Source organism: Hyphomicrobium sp. DY-1, assembly GCF_047497105.1.
Classification (GTDB): Bacteria; Pseudomonadota; Alphaproteobacteria; order Rhizobiales; family Hyphomicrobiaceae; genus Hyphomicrobium_B.
Window position 1 is genome coordinate 3,422,468 of sequence record NZ_CP134870.1, and the last position, 15,471, is coordinate 3,437,938.

Below are 15,471 nucleotides of genomic sequence, written 5' to 3' on the forward strand. Positions count from 1 at the left end.
TGCGCGGCGCAGATGGAAAACAGCTGATTATTTTCTAGACGAGAATAATTGCTTTTATCTTCACGCGGTCTGTGTACCTCGCATTAAGGAGGCCGATAGTAGCGTCCGGGCCGTAGCCTCCGCTCATGAGGAGCGGGGTAAATGCTTGTGATGGAACGAGTGACGGGCGAATCCATTCCGGCCGGCGTCGAACGCTCGACGCTTGAAAATGCAATTGCGTCTGGCTTTCCGCTGCTGAAATTTCCTCAGCAGCTCGAAGCGGCCTTTGAACAAGAAGTTGCGGTTCAGCGGTGCCGACAGCTCGCGTTTGGCGGGTTGTTTGGGATCTTGCTTTACGACTTGTTTCTCATCCCCGACTGGCTGGTTTCCCCGCAGATGTTTGTAACGTCCCTCTGGGTGCGCCTCGGTGTGGTGACGCCAATCGCGTTGCTTATGATCGCGTCGCTCTACCTCAATCCGCCGGTGGCGATCCGCGAATTCCTGGTGGCGGCCGGTGGCGTTGTGCTCGGCGCAGGCAGCATTCTCTATCTCATGCTCGTCGGCGAAGGTGGGCCAGGGGACGCGCAGCACCAGTCGCTCATTCTCATCATACTCTTCATAACGATGGTGCAGCGGGTGCGGTTTTGGTGGGCCATGGCCGCGTGTCTGGCTTGTTTTGCGATGCACGCCGTCGGATTGTCGTTGCTACCCGCATCCACGTTCGAGTTCCAGGTTTCGGCCAACACCGTGTTTGGATGCGCCGTCGTTCTGACCCTTTTCGCCTCATATGTGCTGGAGCGCGAAACGCGGATGAATTATCTGTTGTCGCTCAGAGGGCGATTGCAGCGCCAGGATCTCGATGCCAAGAGCCGCCGGGACGCGCTGACAGGGCTTCGCAACCGGCTCTCTCTCGACGAAGCGATCGAGGACTGTGACCGTGCGGATGGCGTTGACAAAGAGCTGGCGGTCATTCTGCTCGATATCGATCATTTCAAATCGTTCAACGATACGGCCGGTCATCAGGCCGGAGACGTCTGCCTGAAGCGCGTTGCGGGGATCGTGCAGAGCGAGTTGCGGGACTATTCCGACGATGTTTTCCGCTTCGGCGGCGAGGAGTTCGTCGTCCTGTTGCATGGCGTCGATCTGCCGAGGGCGATCAGGATTTCGGAGCGGATTCGAAAAGCAGTGGAGGATGCATCGATCCCGCATCCGGCGCTTGACCTAGGAGAGGTCGTGACGGTCAGTATGGGTGTCGCGTCGGTGGTCCTGAGTCGAGATATTCGCGTGGGTCAGGTAATCGCTGCGGCAGATGCGGCGCTTTATTCGGCGAAGCGAAACGGTCGCAACCAAGTGGCGCCGCGGATGCAGTTCGTCGAATTCGTCGGAATGGCTGAGCGCGGGCTCTTCGCGCACTAAAGTTGTCGGCAAGAGCATTTCGAAAATGCACGGATTAGGCATCTTCGAGCTCATGCACGATCAGCTTCCTGATATGCAAGGCTGGCACGAGGTTCGTGCGACATCTCTCTTGCCATGTTGCGTTTGTGTTTGTCGCTCTTGACCAGGGAACAACGCCGCTGCATTTGCGTTTGGGGACGGGATATCACTTAGAAGGAACACGGATATGAAGAGGGTCGCGGTTTTGGCTGCGGTGGCGCTTGCCTTTTCGTCGGGTTGTGCATTCGCGGTCAGTCAGGCCGTGAAAGATGCATGCAGCGCCGATTACGCTGCGTATTGCAGTCAGCACAAAGTCGGTACGCAGGCAGCAAGGTCCTGCATGCGCGAGCATCGCAAGATGTTGACCGACTCGTGCATCCATGCGCTTGGACATTCAAGCGAAGTTACGCAGGCTGATATCGACCAATATCACCGCGAGCATGGCAAGTAATTTTGCTCGCGCTGCGGGCGTCTTTCGAACAAGCTTTGCGCCCGTCGCTGCATCTTGCGGTGGCGGGTTTTCTTTTGGTCCGCCGCTTCGTCACCAGCGGACGCGGCTAAGTCCCAGATACCGGCCGATCAGCTTTCTGACGACGGTGCTTGGCAGCTTGCCGCGCGCGAAGTGGTTGAACTTGGCCGTCGGGCCAACTGCATAGCGGAACCGAGGGCGCCGCGCCGCCAGGGCTTTCGCGACGGCCTTGCCGACGTCTGCAGGATCGCCCGCTGACTTGGCGACAAGGGCCTCGACCGTCACCTCGAGATGCCTCAGTAGCGGCAGGTAGACGCTATCTTTCGGGAGGATGCGCGGCGAGTTCTCCCAGATGCTCGTGCGGTAGGGGCCGGGTTCGATTAGGATAATGTCGATGCCGAAGTGCTCGACCTCGTAGGCGAGTGATTCGGCCCATCCTTCCACGGCCCATTTCGAGGCGCAGTAAGGCGAATTGGCGGGCTGGCCAGCAAATGCCGATTCGCTTGAGATGATGACGATACGTCCTCGGCGCTGCGCGCGAAAAGTCGGCAGCAGGCATTTCGTCAGCGCCAAGACGCCGAAGTAATTGACCTCCATGATCCGGCGGACGTCTGTCTCGGGGAGATCTTCGAAGGCACCGCCTGCCGCGACGCCCGCATTGTGCACGACGGCATCGAGTTGCCGATTGGGAAGATCCAATTCGGCGACGGCGCGTTCGATCGACGTTGGATCGGTTACGTCGAGCTGTCCGACCGTTACCGCTTGGTGCACGCCTGCCGCGACTAGCGCCCGGTCGAGTTCTCCGCGCTTGGTGAGGTCGCGCATCGTGGCGACGACGTCCCAGCCCTGCTTTGCGAGTTCGACCGTTATGGCTAGTCCGAAGCCGGACGACGTCCCGGTGACGAGAACTCTTGGCATGGGGCAGGGGCTCCGCGAATTGTTGTTGTCGGCGTTTTACGCGACTGCCGGCGTTGAATCGAGGCCGGGCTGTTCCCTGGGGAACAGCGAGGTGGGAGCGGCGCCGGTTATTCTATTCCCCACGACGCCGCCTCGCGGTGTCGGCCGCGAAACGACAAGTCCTGTGTTCCCGCCGGCTCACAGGGGCGTCGTGATGCGGCCGACTCCCTGAGGCGGTTGCGATTGGGCTGGAACTAGTCGAGGAAGGTAACGCGTCCGGTCGCGACGTCGTGCATAGCCGAGACGATCTTCAGCTGTTGGGCTGAGACGAGATCGCGGAGGACGCTGCTGAGGGCGGTCAGCCGCTCCGCGCCTAGGTGGGCATTGGCTGTTGCGACGGCCTGGACGAAAGCCTTGTTCTTCGACGTGCGATCGTCCGGAAAGTCTTTGCTTGCTTCGGCCACAGCGGGCTTGATCCGCGCCAGGACGCCGGTCAGCAGACCGAACTCGACATCGTCGACGGCGCCTTTGATAGCGCCGCATTCGCTATGGCCGAGCACCACGATAAGCTTGGCGCCTGCCAGCTTCGTTGCGAATTCAGCGCTCCCGGCAATATCGTCGTTGATGACGTTGCCGGCCACGCGGGCGCTGAATATGTCGCCGATACGTTGATCGAAAACGAGTTCGGGCGGCACGCGGGCGTCAATGCACCCGATCACGACCGCCGAGGGAAACTGGCCGCCCGCTGTCGCGCGGACCTGTTCGATCAGATCGCAATTGCGCATGTTCTGTGTGGCGAAGCGTTCGTTTCCGGCCTTGAGCTTAGCCAAAGCGTCGTCCGGGCTGGTCGCGGACTGGCGCTCGGAGGTCATGACGGAGCACTGATCGGCGGCGAAAGCCCGATCGACCGCCAGCAGACCGGCGGCTAAGGCGCTACTGCAACAAAAATGACGGCGCGACAGCATCAAAGCCTCCCAGATATCGACGATCGAATCTAACTGGGGAATGCTTAAATGGACACGTCCAAAACAAGAGCAAATTCTCGTTTATTATCGGCGATTTGAGGCAGCTTCTCTGTTTTTATGGGACTTTAGTCTCGCGTCTAAGCCAATTCCAGCGGATTAGGATGTCTGCGGGATTTGCCTTCAAAAAAGGAGCCAGTTTCGAGCAGCAGTTTCTTATGAACGATGTTGGCGTTGACCACGCAGGCGGATTTCAGCGTCAAATCGTTGGCGAAAATCTCGCCGGTGACTTCGCCCACGACAGTGACGGTTTCCGATTTGATCCGGCCTTCGATCACGCCGCGCGCGGCGACCGTGAGAGAGAGGCAATTGACTTCGCCCAGGACCGTGCCCTCGATGACGAGGGGGCCGGGATAGTCGATGCCACCTTCGATGGTGGCGGTGCGCGGAATAGTGAGTGTGCGGCCGACGCTGGTGGTCGTCTTGAGCTCACGCATAAAACTTGTACCCGTCCGTAGCCGACACAACTCCCGCTGGCATCAGCCTGACGGATATTTTCGGCGAATTTCAGGCTTTTTCGCACCGGGCAAAGGTGTCTTGCGTCCGCGGCGGCGGCAACTCATGTGGCAGCGCGCGGCGTTGCCACCGACGTCCTCTTGCGCTCTTTCCGATGCGGTATTAGCAAACGGCCGTAAAGTCGGCGCTCGAAGGGAGAATGGGCTAATGGCGGAGACGACGGATACGAACGCGGCAATCGCCGAACTGAAACGCGAAATCGCCGAGCTTTCGGGATTGTCGCTCGCCACGGGCGTTATTCTTACGCAGCTTCTGCAGAAGATCGTGAGCCGCGAGATGAGTCCGCAGAATGCTGCGACGCAGATCGTCGGCAACGCCCGCGAGGCAATCGAGGGCTTTACATCGCATGTAGACGTCGATCCGGCGATGAAGAAGCGGGCGCTGGAAGCGGTCAAGCAGTACGAAGACCAGATCCGTTCGGTTCTGCCGATCTAGCTTCATTGGCGCGCGGTGACATGCGGCCTACGCCCCAGCCGCCGCGCGCTGACAAATTTTTCTGACGCTGTCGAGTGTCGCGCGACCTGACACGGTGTCAGGGTCCGCTGCTCGGACGGATGCGTTTCAGGAGATCCCAAAGCGGGAGCGCCGCTAGCCCCCCGACCATGCCGCCGACATAGCTCGGCAGCGGGAAGCGGAAGACGGCTTGCCAGATCAAACCGGCGACCCAACTCGCCACCAGCATGGCGACGATCGTGACGAGCAGGCGTTGCCAGAAGGGAAGAAAGAGAGACATGGGCGGTTCTCAAACTGCTGCGGATCGCTATTTCTCGAATTCTTCGTAAAGTGCTTTCATGACTTCCAGCGTGGCCTCGTCCACTTTCTGGCCGCCGATATTGCTCGTCACCACGATGGCGAGATCGTGATCTGGGTCGACTGCGATGGACGCGAAGTTCAGACCGTTCGAGCCATTGTGCGTGAGGATCGGTTTTTCCGTCCAGTTGAATTTTGAAAGTCCCCAGCCGAGCGCGTAGGCTCCAGATTTCGGCGTGCCGGGCTTTGGATTCTTTATCTCCATCGAAACGGCCGGCGCCTCCAAGATTTTCAGCGTCTCGGGTGTCACCAGGGCCGGGCCGCGCTTGCCGCCGCCTGCAATCCATCCAGCCCAGGTCGCGAAGTCCTTGATGCTCATATGTGCCAGCCCGGCTGGACCGAGGGAAGCCGGCAGATCTGCGCTTTCGCCCCATGCCATCGGTGTGATCTTGCCATCAGCCTCGATGCGATGGCCAACCGGTGCGTCGTAGAGACCAAATGTTGCTTGAGCGCCGAGGCCCGCCGTCGCCAGCCCGAGCGGTTCGTAAATCCGCTCATACATCAGACGCTCCCAAGGTTTGTCCGCCGCTTTTTCGATCATCGCTCCGGCGGTGATGTAGCCGAGGTTCGAATATTGAAACTTGCCGGATGCCGGAAAGCTCGGGTCGTGCTTCGAACCCCAGGCGTCGATCATGTGTAGACGCCAGTCCTTGAGCGTATGCTCGTAGGCGTCAGCGCTGAAATAAAGTTTGCCAATTTCTTCATTGTCGGTCGGTATGCCGCTCGTATGCGAGAGCAACTCTTTCAGCGTGATGGCGGCGAACTTCGGCCTGAGATTGGGAAGATCGGAGCCCAAAACCTCTCCAATGGTCGAATTCCAACTCAGTTTGCCTTCTTCTACCATCATCGCCGCGAGGGTTGCGGTCATGGCCTTGGTGTCGGATCCGAGGTGATAGCGGTCATCGACCGTGACCGGAATTGTCGTTCCCGCCACACGCACGCCTACCGCGCCAACTGCTACGAGCTTTCCATCTTTAACGACCGCCGCCGCGAGCGACGGGAGTGCATGTTTTGTACGGATCGGGTCTAGCAGCGTATTGAGTGAAATCTCGGCGCGGGCGGTTGCTGCAAACAGAAGGGAGGCAGCGAGAAAGACGAACGGCATACGCATTAGGGCACTCCAGCTTTCGGTGAAGCATAGCCCGTTTCAGGACGAAGTGTCTCAACGGCCGGCTGTTAGTGACGGATTTGGTTGAGCTGCCGTTAAATTTTTGGCCGCCCACGTACTTACCGGGCGGATGGTACAACTCTAATTCGCCGATGGTTTCAGTTGCCTCAGTTCGGCGACATGATTTTGGAATGCGGATGATTGCAATAACAGAATTTTTCGATCGCCTTTGTTTGGATCGGCATTTTGCCAATGATGCATCTGGCGACACCCTGGTATTTCCCTTTGCTCGAAGAGGGCGCGGCTATTTATTACCTGCAGACAAAGAAACCGGCGTCCGCCGGGCACTGCGCGTACAGATTATCGCCTCGTGGATTGCCATGCTTTCGTTCTGCATTTTCGGCGTGTGGATGACGATATCCACCGAGAAGCAGGCATGGCACGATTGGCTCGCGATCGTGTCGTGGTTGGCCTTCATCATCGCGTATTTGATCTATTCGCGTTTCAGCCTTGTCCGCGGTCTTGCGCGGGCGTGATGACGTGCGTTGCGCCGATACGTCTCACCGAATGCAGACATAGTATCAAGATCGCTGTCCGATCTCTATTTAGGCGGCGGGCGATTTTTGAGACTCATGATGTAGGCGATAACGTCGTTACGGTCGTCCGCATGCAGCACGAAATTCGGCATCGTGGGATGAGATGTGTCCAGCCACACAGCGAGTGCACGTCCGCTCATGCCAGACGTTTGAGCGACACTTGTGAAGGAGGGAGCATCGGCATTGGGTGATTTCGGATTTCCGAAGTCTATCGCATGACACTCAGCGCAGTGTTTCGCGGCGAAATTGTATCCCTGTCGTGCGTCGCCAATCTCCTGGCTGTCGACGGCCGATGGCGTTGAGACGGCGGCGAGCATTGCAGCCGTGGCGAGCCCTCGCATCGTTTTGGAATGCAACTGATGCATGCGGATTCTACTCCGTCCATGTTCTCTTATTTCTCGGTTCGAAGTGACATAATGTAGCCGGTCAGATCTCGGATCTCGATGCGCGTCAAATTAAGATTGGGCATCGGCGGGTGTGGTCGCGTAAGCCACGTAGCGAGATGGTCCAGTGTTTGTCCCGGTTGGTTGGCGATGCCGGCAAACGTCGGAACATCGCTAGGGACCGGAGCGTTCGCCGGTTCTCCAATCAGATGACAGGACGTGCACAGCTTGCGTGCGAGATTGTTTCCGTTCTCGAGGTCAGGATGTTTAGATTCTGCTTTGCCCGGCTCTTCTTTCAAGTTCGGCGGCGCATCCATCTGCTGCGCCAAAGCTGAAACCGGCAGCGGAGCCGTACAGCCAAATGCAATGACCGCAAATGCCAAAGCATTCGTCGCAAACGTACACGTCGCACGTATCGCCAATTTTGCCGTCATCTAACCCCTCAAAATCCATTGTTCGAAATCAATACAATTGTGACATCGGTGCGCTAGGTCATGAATTGACGAAGCGCAAATTGGCCGGGTGGCAGAGATGATTTATTTGAGCGTAGATTGTCGTGCATTGATGCTGGCGCTAGGCTTCGTCTTCGTAGTGTCGAGTAACGCAAGCGCAAACGGGGATGAGCACGAAGCGGCTAAGGGCTTGGCGATCCTACAAAAGAACTGCGCGCGTTGTCATGCGCTGGGATTGACGGAAAACAGCCCGCACGCTCAAGCGCCGCCGTTTCGCGATATCGTCCATCGCTATCCTGTCGAGGATCTCGAGGAATCGCTGGCGGAAGGCATTATGTCGGGTCATCCCGATATGCCCGAGTTCACCTTCGATCCGGACCAGATTGGGTGGATCATCGCCTACCTCAATAGCCTAAAAGCCAACGAAAAAAGGTAACTAGACGACGTTTTTTTTTAGCGCTTCATCCGTAAGCAGAAGGCGGCCGTGGCCTTGGGTCGCCGATCGGCGTGGAACAGCCCCGCATGTGGACGCGTTGCCCTTTGTAGTTGAGGACGCGCAAAAAAACTGCCAGCGCGCCCAGGACATGGAGGACTTCGATGAAGAGGACATTTGTCGCTATCATCGGCGCGGTTTCCATCGCGGCGTTCGCGGCGCCGATTGCGCACGCGGATTCCATTAGTGGTGTCGAAGGCGCCCGCGCCAAAGAGCGCCAGGGCCGCTATCTCAATCGCAGCGACCGCGAGCATCTTCGCCGTTACGGTAGCAACGATGACTACGGTTGGCGTGGACGCTATCGCTATTACGATGATGGCTATTACGATGATGGCCCCGGTGGCGTGAGTGTTTATGTTGGCCCTGGTGGCGTCGGCGTTTACGGTTACTGATCGCTGACGATCGAATCTCTAAGCGCGCGAGGCGAGCGGGTGGATAATCCTGCGACGCCTTGCACGCATTTGCAAAATGCGGGGGCAACCGTTGATGGAGCCAACCGGCGCCTGCCTGCAAGCACGTCCCCAAAAAGTTCCGCCCACAGCACTTAAAATATAGGCTTTTGAGGCTGTTTTCTTGCGGCGGATATTTCCTGTGAGATCGTTTCAAAACGTATGCGGCGAGTATCTCTGTATCGCCGTGCAATTGCAGCGGCTTGGTGGGTGTCAAGCCGCGTCATTCGCAATCAAAACAAAGGAGAGACTTCGGGATGAAACGTTTCGCACTTATTTGTTTAATGGCAATCGGAACGACCATCGGCGGCACGGCAGTATCAGCCGCGCCTGCATCGACCAGCCTTGCCGGCGTCGGAAAAGCGCAGAGCGGCGTAGAGCTTGTTCGGCATAAACGCGGACATTGGAAACGCAATCGCCATTATCGCCACAAGAATTGGCATCATCGGCGTCACTGGCGGCACAATCGCTATCGTGGTTGGCATCGCTATCATCGCCGTCCGTGGAACTGGCGTTCGCGCGGTTGTGTGATCATCGGACCGGTTTGGATGTGCCCATAAGAGACGTTTGCGTCTCTATGATCGACTGCGTTTTTTTGTGGAAGAGCCGGGCGTCCGTCCGGCTCTTTTTTTTATGCGAGTTCTCTCGGCGCCTTCCGTGCCCGGGAGGCGGAGAGCCGAGCGCGGATGACATTTTGGATTGGTCTAGCTCGTGAGCAGGTGCGCACCGATGTCCTCGATACGCTCGAATATCATATCAGGTTGGAGCGTGCGTAGTTTTTCGGGTGCGGTGTAGCCCCAGGTCACGGCGGCGAAGTCAATGCCGGCAGCGCGGGCGGCATTAAGGTCGCGGGCTTCATCGCCGATCGCCAGAACCTGATGCGGGGCGACACCCGCGCGTTTCATCACGCGGCGGAATTTTCCGGACTTGCCGAAGAGGGCCGCGCTGCAATTGTAATCTGAGAAGAGGGCAGTGTTCTCGGGACCGAGAACGACTTTCGCGTTCTCCTCGTTGTCGGATGAGACGAGCGTCAGCGTGACGCCTCCGCTCTTCAGCGTGCGCAGCATGTCGCCTGCGCCGGGAAAGAGCGAGATAGTCTCGAGCTGCGTCGATTTCAGCTTGCGCATGTAGCGGGCGATCATCGGTAATTTCCAGCGCGGTACGCCGAGGTGTTTCAGAATCTCGGGGACGTCGGCACGGCGCAACGGTTCGATCTCGTCTTCGCTGACGCGGCGCAGGCGGAACGCATCCGCCACGTCGTTCAGGCTGCCGATGAACCAGGGAAAGCTGTCGGCGAGGGTGCCGTCGAGATCGAAAATAACCAGCGAATAGCGCATGTGCTAATGACGGCTCCTCTAGCTCCGACCCTGTCTCGGAACGGAGAGGGAGTCAATCGCGCATCACTTGCAGGGTTTTGCGTACGGACCGTGACAGCACCGGCTGCGTATTGTCGCTGAGTGCGAGTGGGCGGGATTTGTCTTTCGTCGGCGTCTTTTGATGGCGCACAACAAGTCCCCAGCAGGGAGCAGGCCGCCATGCGCGTGGGCTCGGAAATGTCGGTTGGCGACAACCAAGCCTCATGGCGATGCTTAGCTTTTCGATGCCGTAGGGCTCTGGCTGCCAGATATAGCGTTCGCCCGCCGCCTGACGGATGGTCTCAAGCGTTCGCGAAGCGCCTGGAACGTCACGTATAGTGACGGGATTGCGAATATCCCGATGAACGACGCGAAAATCATTCCGCCGAATACAGGCGTGCCGACATTCCGGCGCGCGAGTTCGGCAGCTCCAACGGCAATGACAAGCGGCAGCAATCCAAGGATGAAAGCGAATGACGTCATCATCACCGGCCGGAACCGCAATCGGCTGCCTTCGGTCGCTGCTTCATGCAATTCGATACCGCGCTCACGCTGCTCTTTGGCAAATTCGACAATGAGAATGCCGTTCTTCGCCGCGAGACCGATCAGCACGACCATGCCGATTTGGCCATAAAGGTCGAGCGTCAGGCCGCCCAACACGATGGCCGCGAATGCGCCGAACACGCCGACGCTGACCGATAACAGAACGGGGACCGGAATGGTCCAGCTCTCATAGAGTGCGACGAGGAACAGATAGGCGAAGAGCAGGGCAAATCCCAAGATGATCGCCGTCTTGCCTTCGGCGCGCTTTTCCTGGAAAGCCGTATCCGTCCATTCGCCTGCGTATCCGTCAGGCAGCGTGCGTGCGGCGACGGCTTCCATCGAGTTGAGAGCTTGACCGGAGGACACACCGGGCGCCGGGCTGCCTTGAATGGTCACCGCGCGGAGATTGTTATAGCGAATGATCGCCGATGGACCGATGACGGGTCGCACTTCCACCAAGCTCCGCAACGAAATCATCTCGCCTTTGTCGTTTCGCACATTGATCCGAAAGATATCGTCCACGCTCGTGCGATCGGCAGCGTCGGCCTGCACCTGGACCTGCCACGTTCGGCCGAAAAGGTTCATGTTATTGACGAAGTAGCCGCCAAGGGACGCCTGTAGGGCTTGAAAGACGTCGCTAAGTTTTACGCCCTGAACTTGAACTTTATCGCGATCGATATCGAGGTAGATCGATGGATTCGTCGCGGAATACGTGCTGAAGACGCGCGAGAGCTTCGGGTCCTGGTTGGCGGCAACGAGAAGCCCTCGTAATACCTGTGCCAGGGCTTTTGGATCGCCGCCGCGGAGATCTTTCAGAACGTATGCGAAACCGCCACCCGATCCGAGACCGATGATCGGCGGTGGCGCCAACGGTACGACAATTCCGCCCACGATTTCGCGGAACTTTGGCCCCAGCCGCGAGATCAATGCATTGACACCTTGCGAGCGGTCCTTCCTCTCCGCGAAAGGTTTCAGCGTCACAACCATGAACGCGCCGTTGGCCTGGGAATAGTTATCGATGAAATTGAGGCCGATGACGGACGTAACATCCTGGACGGCAGACTCGCCTTTCAAAATTTCCTCGGCCTGCTTCACGACATTGGTGGTGCGCACGACGGATGCACCTCCCGGAAGCTGCGCGATAACGAACAGCGCGCCCTGATCGTCTTCCGGTAGGAAACCAGTCGGCGTGACTTTTGACAGCGCATAGATTCCGACGCCGGAGATCGCCACGAGAGCGAGGCCGACCAACGAGAACCGAAGCATCCGCGCCACCGCGGCGCCGTAGGCGTCCCGAATGTAATCGATGCTTCTCATAATGATGCCAATCAATCCTCTGCGCGGTCCATGGTGCGGTTTCAGAAAAATGCCGCACAGAGCAGGGGAAAGCGTAAGCGCGTTGATGGCAGAGAGGAACATCGACACTGCGATGGTAACGGCAAACTGGCGAAACAGTTCTCCCGAAATTCCAGGGATAAACGCGACCGGCACGAACACAGAGAGAAGAACCAGGGTAATGGCGATGATCGGCGCGGTAATTTCCTGCATGGCGAGTTTGGTCGCCTCGGCGGGAGATAGGTCCGGCCGCTCCTCCATCACGCGCTCGACATTTTCGACCACGACGATGGCGTCGTCGACCACGATGCCGATCGCCAAAACGATTGCGAGTAGCGATACTGTATTCGCCGAATAGCCGATGGCCAGAAGAACGATGAATGTACCGATAAGGCTGACGGGCACTGCAAGCGTCGGGATCAATGTCGCACGAACGCTGCCAAGGAAAAGATAGACAACAATGACGACGAGAATGAAGGCCTCGATGAGCGTCTTTTGTACTTCGTGAATGGTGTCGGTGACGAACTCGGTCGGATCGTAGGTCACCTTCCAGGCGAGATCCTTTGGGAACCGCTTCTCTGCCGCTTCGAGCTTGGCTTTCACTTCGTTCAAAGTCGCGATCGCGTTGGCGCCGGGAGCCTGATAGATCGCTACGACAGCTGCAGGGCCGCCATTAAAAAGCGTTTCGCGGTCAAGATTGGCGGCGCCAAGCTCAAGACGCGCGACGTCGCCGAGCCGCAGAATCGAACCATCGGAGTTCGTCCGCAGAACGATCTTTTCGAAATCGGCAACGGTGTTGAGACGGCCCTTCGTCGTGAGATTGAGCTGCAGCTGCTGCTCATTCGAAATCGGACGAGCACCGATGCGCCCGACAGCCGCCTGAATATTCTGAGCCTGGATCGCATTGATGATGTCACCGGCCGTGAGATTGAGCCCCGTTAGACGGTCCGTGCGGATCCAGGCGCGCATCGCATAATCTTGCGGTCCCCACAGCGTCGCATCGCCGACGCCTGGCGTGCTTTTGATCTGATCGAGCAGGTTGATCGTCACATAGTTGGAGAGAAAGAGCGGATCGTACGTGTGCTTGGGAGAATAAAGCGCAACGACGCCGAGCAGGGCCGACGACTTCTTCTTCACCGATACGCCCTGTCGCTGCACTTCCGGCGGCAGGCTCGACAATGCGACCTGGACTCTGTTGTTGACGTTGACCGTGTTAATGTCAGGATTTGTGCCGAGTTCGAACGAGCAGATGAGCGTATAGCTGCCATCGTCGCCGCTGACGCTCTTCATGTAGATCATCTTGTCGACGCCGACGACCTGCGCCTCGATGGGCTGCGCGACGGTCGCATCGACGACCGCGGAATTCGCACCGGGATAGGTCGTCGTAACCTGCACCTGCGGGGGAACGATGTCGGGGTATTGCGCCAACGGGATCGCATAGAGCGCGAGCGCACCCGCAATCGTCGTGACGATGGCGATGACGATTGCGAGCCTCGGCCGGTCGACGAAAATGGCTGAGAGCATTGATCAGCTCCGATCCGTCGTGGACGGCACGGGCGTTGCGATCACCGGAGCTCCCGGCCGGACCCCCTGCAATCCTTCGACGATGACCTGTTCGCCTGCGGAAAGGCCATCTTCGACGACGACGCCGTTTCCGAAATCTCCGCCGGTTTTGATCCTTCGAACCGCTGCCTTTCCATCATCGACGACGAAGACGTAAACGCCCTCCTGATCGGCAATGAGCGCAGCTTGCGGAACGACGACTTTATCTTGGGGCGTTCCAGTCTCGACGCCAACGCGCACGAATTGCCCGTCGATCAAAGCACCATTCGGATTGGGGAAACTCGCGCGCACAAGAACGGTATCGGTCGATCGGTTGACCGTGACGTCGACGAAGTTGATCGTACCGATTTGATCGTAGACGCTCTGATCCGCAAATCGCAGCGTCGCCTTGAGTTTCGTTAGGTCAAGAGATTGCCCGCTTTTTTGCAGACGCAGAAATTCCCGCTGGCTGACGGGAAATGTCACGTACATCGGGTCCTGGCTAACGATAACGGTCAGCGGCCCGGTGTCTGGACCGACGACATTGCCTTTAGTGATAGTCGACCGCCCGACCTTTCCTGCTATCGGAGCAGTAATAACGGTATATCCGAGGTTGATCTTTGCCGTCTGCAGGTTGGCTTCGTTGATGAGTATCGTGCCTTTGGCTTGCTCATCCGCGGCAAGAGCCTGATCGCGGGCGACAGCGGTACCCACGTTGCGTTCAAGCAGATCTTTTGCGCGATCGAGCTGGACCTCGGTCAGCACTTTCGCGGATTTGCTGCGCTCCAATGCGCCTTGCGCTTCGCTGACGGCTGCTTTGAAGAGGCCGTCTTCTATTCGAAAGAGCGGAGCGCCGGCGGGGACCATCTCGCCTTCCTTGAATTCGATCGCGTCCAGAAAGCCCGTGACCCGGGCGCGGACGTCAACCCGTTCGATCGCCTCCACTCGGCCGACGAAATCGAGAGCATTGGAGATCGGCTTAAGATCGGCACGAACGACGCCGACGGAAATTTTCGGCGCCTCAGCCTGTTGAGCGAGTGCCAGAGGCGGTGCAAAGAAGAGCGCAAGGATGGTGAACGAAGCAAGGCGCATTTCGGCCTCCTGGTTCATGTCGTCAATGCGGTTCAGGGACGAGCTTGAACGCGGGGGCGCTATGCTTCTTGGGTTTGCTGACTTCCCTTTTCGGCAGCTTGATCCTGTCGCGCTTGATGTCCTCGTAGGGAATAAGACTGAGAAGGTGCTCGATGATATTGAGCCGCGCCTTCCGCTTGTCGTCTGAGTACGCCACATACCAGGGCGCCCATGCGGTGTCGGAGGCTGAAAACATCTCGTCGCGCGCGTGCGTATAGTCATCCCAGCGGGTGTAGGACTTCAGATCCATATTCGAGAGCTTCCAGATCTTACGGCCATCGTCGATGCGCGCCTCAAGGCGACGCGTTTGCTCATCGGGACTGACCTCGAGCCAGTATTTGATCAGAATTACGCCGGAATCGATGATGGCCTTCTCAACCGAAGGCACGATTCTGAGAAAGCGTTCGACCTGCTTTTCCGAGCAAAAGCCCATGACGCGCTCGACGCCTGCACGATTGTACCAGCTGCGATCGAAGATCACGATCTCGCCGCCCGCCGGAAGATGGGGCAGATAGCGCTGAATATACATTTGAGATTTTTCGCGTTCGGTCGGAGCCGGAAGCGCAATGACGCGGAAGATGCGCGGGCTGACACGCGCCGTAATGGCTTTGATCGTGCCGCCTTTCCCGGCACCGTCCCTGCCTTCGAATACGATGCAAATTTTTTTCTGCTCGTGGCGAACCCATTCCTGTAGTTTGACGAGTTCGGTATGCAGACGCTTCAGTTCGCGCTCGTAATCCTTGCGTTTCAGCTTGAGGTGATTGCGGGGTCGTTCGCTTTCCAAGGTGGGAGCGTCAGCGCTCTTACTGTCTTCCATGTCATTGCCTCAGCAAACCGCGTGCCCCGCCGTCCTTAATGCAATGTGCCGCCCACTGTTGCCGATATTGCCTGCGTTAGAAAGATCCGAATACGGTCTATCTGAGTAAATTCGTTATTGCGATGCGAACGACTGAACGC

Annotated in this window: 17 protein-coding genes; 6 read left to right on the top strand and 11 right to left on the bottom strand. The window is 58.0% G+C overall.

Annotation, left to right across the window (positions count from 1 at the left end):
* The first annotated feature begins 141 nt into the window (after positions 1 to 141).
* Together RLW41_RS16550 and RLW41_RS16555 are read left to right on the top strand one after the other, a co-directional pair.
* Positions 142 to 1,395, top strand: a complete 1,254-nt coding sequence (locus tag RLW41_RS16550) for a diguanylate cyclase (protein WP_414462170.1) — start codon at positions 142 to 144, stop codon at positions 1,393 to 1,395.
* Positions 1,396 to 1,600: 205 nt separating this feature from the next.
* Positions 1,601 to 1,864 (top strand): hypothetical protein, encoded by a 264-nt coding sequence (locus tag RLW41_RS16555; protein WP_409562808.1) that lies wholly within the window; start codon positions 1,601 to 1,603, stop codon positions 1,862 to 1,864.
* A 90-nt stretch (positions 1,865 to 1,954) separates the two neighbouring features.
* Here the strand turns inward: RLW41_RS16555 and RLW41_RS16560 are convergent, their stop codons facing one another.
* The 3 genes from RLW41_RS16560 to RLW41_RS16570 form a co-directional block, all read right to left on the bottom strand.
* A complete protein-coding gene (locus RLW41_RS16560; RefSeq protein ID WP_414462171.1) occupies positions 1,955 to 2,800 on the bottom strand; it encodes an SDR family NAD(P)-dependent oxidoreductase in 846 nt (281 codons plus the stop codon).
* A gap of 233 nt (positions 2,801 to 3,033) precedes the next feature.
* On the bottom strand, positions 3,034 to 3,744 hold the full coding sequence (locus tag RLW41_RS16565; protein ID WP_013946953.1) for a carbonic anhydrase family protein: 711 nt from the start codon (positions 3,742 to 3,744) through the stop codon (positions 3,034 to 3,036).
* A 137-nt stretch (positions 3,745 to 3,881) separates the two neighbouring features.
* On the bottom strand, positions 3,882 to 4,238 hold the full coding sequence (locus RLW41_RS16570) for a bactofilin family protein (protein ID WP_013946954.1): 357 nt from the start codon (positions 4,236 to 4,238) through the stop codon (positions 3,882 to 3,884).
* 226 nt (positions 4,239 to 4,464) lie between these two features.
* On the opposite strand from RLW41_RS16570, the gene RLW41_RS16575 reads away from it, so the two are divergent.
* Entirely contained in the window at positions 4,465 to 4,752 is a 288-nt protein-coding gene (locus tag RLW41_RS16575; protein ID WP_409562811.1) for a hypothetical protein, read from the top strand.
* Between the two features lie 97 nt (positions 4,753 to 4,849).
* Here RLW41_RS16575 and RLW41_RS16580 read toward each other — a convergent pair whose 3' ends face one another.
* Positions 4,850 to 5,050, bottom strand: a complete 201-nt coding sequence (locus RLW41_RS16580) for a hypothetical protein (RefSeq protein ID WP_414462172.1) — start codon at positions 5,048 to 5,050, stop codon at positions 4,850 to 4,852.
* 27 nt (positions 5,051 to 5,077) lie between these two features.
* On the bottom strand, positions 5,078 to 6,238 hold the full coding sequence (locus RLW41_RS16585) for a serine hydrolase domain-containing protein (RefSeq protein ID WP_414462173.1): 1,161 nt from the start codon (positions 6,236 to 6,238) through the stop codon (positions 5,078 to 5,080).
* Between the two features lie 188 nt (positions 6,239 to 6,426).
* Here RLW41_RS16585 and RLW41_RS16590 point away from each other — a divergent pair, with 188 nt between their 5' ends.
* Positions 6,427 to 6,771 carry a hypothetical protein gene (locus RLW41_RS16590; RefSeq protein WP_409562814.1) on the top strand — a complete coding sequence of 115 codons (345 nt, stop codon included), beginning with the start codon at positions 6,427 to 6,429 and terminating at the stop codon, positions 6,769 to 6,771.
* A gap of 65 nt (positions 6,772 to 6,836) precedes the next feature.
* On the opposite strand, the gene RLW41_RS16595 is transcribed toward RLW41_RS16590, so the two are convergent.
* Positions 6,837 to 7,196, bottom strand: a complete 360-nt coding sequence (locus tag RLW41_RS16595; RefSeq protein WP_409562815.1) for a c-type cytochrome — start codon at positions 7,194 to 7,196, stop codon at positions 6,837 to 6,839.
* Positions 7,197 to 7,222: 26 nt separating this feature from the next.
* Positions 7,223 to 7,648 carry a hypothetical protein gene (locus tag RLW41_RS16600; protein ID WP_414462174.1) on the bottom strand — a complete coding sequence of 142 codons (426 nt, stop codon included), beginning with the start codon at positions 7,646 to 7,648 and terminating at the stop codon, positions 7,223 to 7,225.
* 97 nt (positions 7,649 to 7,745) lie between these two features.
* Between RLW41_RS16600 and RLW41_RS16605 the strand changes: the two genes are divergently transcribed.
* A complete protein-coding gene (locus RLW41_RS16605) occupies positions 7,746 to 8,102 on the top strand; it encodes a c-type cytochrome (RefSeq protein WP_414464601.1) in 357 nt (118 codons plus the stop codon).
* A gap of 161 nt (positions 8,103 to 8,263) precedes the next feature.
* A complete protein-coding gene (locus RLW41_RS16610) occupies positions 8,264 to 8,551 on the top strand; it encodes a hypothetical protein (protein ID WP_409562817.1) in 288 nt (95 codons plus the stop codon).
* Positions 8,552 to 9,312: 761 nt separating this feature from the next.
* On the opposite strand, the gene RLW41_RS16615 is transcribed toward RLW41_RS16610, so the two are convergent.
* The 4 genes from RLW41_RS16615 to ppk2 form a co-directional block, all read right to left on the bottom strand.
* The gene (locus RLW41_RS16615; protein WP_414462175.1) at positions 9,313 to 9,945 is read right to left on the bottom strand and encodes an HAD hydrolase-like protein; all 633 of its coding nucleotides are present in this window, start codon (positions 9,943 to 9,945) and stop codon (positions 9,313 to 9,315) included.
* A 252-nt stretch (positions 9,946 to 10,197) separates the two neighbouring features.
* Positions 10,198 to 13,365 carry an efflux RND transporter permease subunit gene (locus RLW41_RS16620; protein WP_414462176.1) on the bottom strand — a complete coding sequence of 1,056 codons (3,168 nt, stop codon included), beginning with the start codon at positions 13,363 to 13,365 and terminating at the stop codon, positions 10,198 to 10,200.
* Positions 13,366 to 13,368: 3 nt separating this feature from the next.
* Positions 13,369 to 14,475, bottom strand: coding sequence for an efflux RND transporter periplasmic adaptor subunit (locus RLW41_RS16625; RefSeq protein WP_414462177.1), 1,107 nt, complete (start codon positions 14,473 to 14,475; stop codon positions 13,369 to 13,371).
* A 22-nt stretch (positions 14,476 to 14,497) separates the two neighbouring features.
* Positions 14,498 to 15,331, bottom strand: coding sequence for a polyphosphate kinase 2 (ppk2, locus tag RLW41_RS16630; protein ID WP_414462178.1), 834 nt, complete (start codon positions 15,329 to 15,331; stop codon positions 14,498 to 14,500).
* Positions 15,332 to 15,471 lie beyond the last annotated feature (140 nt).

Bases quoted from the DNA above. Each gene is read 5' to 3' on its own strand.
- RLW41_RS16590 (WP_409562814.1), top strand. From the start codon at position 6,427: ATGCGGATGATTGCAATAACAGAATTTTTCGATCGCCTTTGTTTGGAT.
- RLW41_RS16600 (WP_414462174.1), bottom strand. From the start codon at position 7,648: ATGACGGCAAAATTGGCGATACGTGCGACGTGTACGTTTGCGACGAAT.
- RLW41_RS16565 (WP_013946953.1), bottom strand. From the start codon at position 3,744: ATGCTGTCGCGCCGTCATTTTTGTTGCAGTAGCGCCTTAGCCGCCGGT.
- RLW41_RS16560 (WP_414462171.1), bottom strand. From the start codon at position 2,800: ATGCCAAGAGTTCTCGTCACCGGGACGTCGTCCGGCTTCGGACTAGCC.
- RLW41_RS16625 (WP_414462177.1), bottom strand. From the start codon at position 14,475: ATGCGCCTTGCTTCGTTCACCATCCTTGCGCTCTTCTTTGCACCGCCT.
- RLW41_RS16575 (WP_409562811.1), top strand. From the start codon at position 4,465: ATGGCGGAGACGACGGATACGAACGCGGCAATCGCCGAACTGAAACGC.
- RLW41_RS16585 (WP_414462173.1), bottom strand. From the start codon at position 6,238: ATGCGTATGCCGTTCGTCTTTCTCGCTGCCTCCCTTCTGTTTGCAGCA.
- RLW41_RS16555 (WP_409562808.1), top strand. From the start codon at position 1,601: ATGAAGAGGGTCGCGGTTTTGGCTGCGGTGGCGCTTGCCTTTTCGTCG.
- RLW41_RS16595 (WP_409562815.1), bottom strand. From the start codon at position 7,196: ATGCATCAGTTGCATTCCAAAACGATGCGAGGGCTCGCCACGGCTGCA.
- RLW41_RS16550 (WP_414462170.1), top strand. From the start codon at position 142: ATGCTTGTGATGGAACGAGTGACGGGCGAATCCATTCCGGCCGGCGTC.
- RLW41_RS16605 (WP_414464601.1), top strand. From the start codon at position 7,746: ATGATTTATTTGAGCGTAGATTGTCGTGCATTGATGCTGGCGCTAGGC.
- RLW41_RS16580 (WP_414462172.1), bottom strand. From the start codon at position 5,050: ATGTCTCTCTTTCTTCCCTTCTGGCAACGCCTGCTCGTCACGATCGTC.
- RLW41_RS16620 (WP_414462176.1), bottom strand. From the start codon at position 13,365: ATGCTCTCAGCCATTTTCGTCGACCGGCCGAGGCTCGCAATCGTCATC.
- ppk2 (WP_414462178.1), bottom strand. From the start codon at position 15,331: ATGGAAGACAGTAAGAGCGCTGACGCTCCCACCTTGGAAAGCGAACGA.
- RLW41_RS16570 (WP_013946954.1), bottom strand. From the start codon at position 4,238: ATGCGTGAGCTCAAGACGACCACCAGCGTCGGCCGCACACTCACTATT.
- RLW41_RS16610 (WP_409562817.1), top strand. From the start codon at position 8,264: ATGAAGAGGACATTTGTCGCTATCATCGGCGCGGTTTCCATCGCGGCG.
- RLW41_RS16615 (WP_414462175.1), bottom strand. From the start codon at position 9,945: ATGCGCTATTCGCTGGTTATTTTCGATCTCGACGGCACCCTCGCCGAC.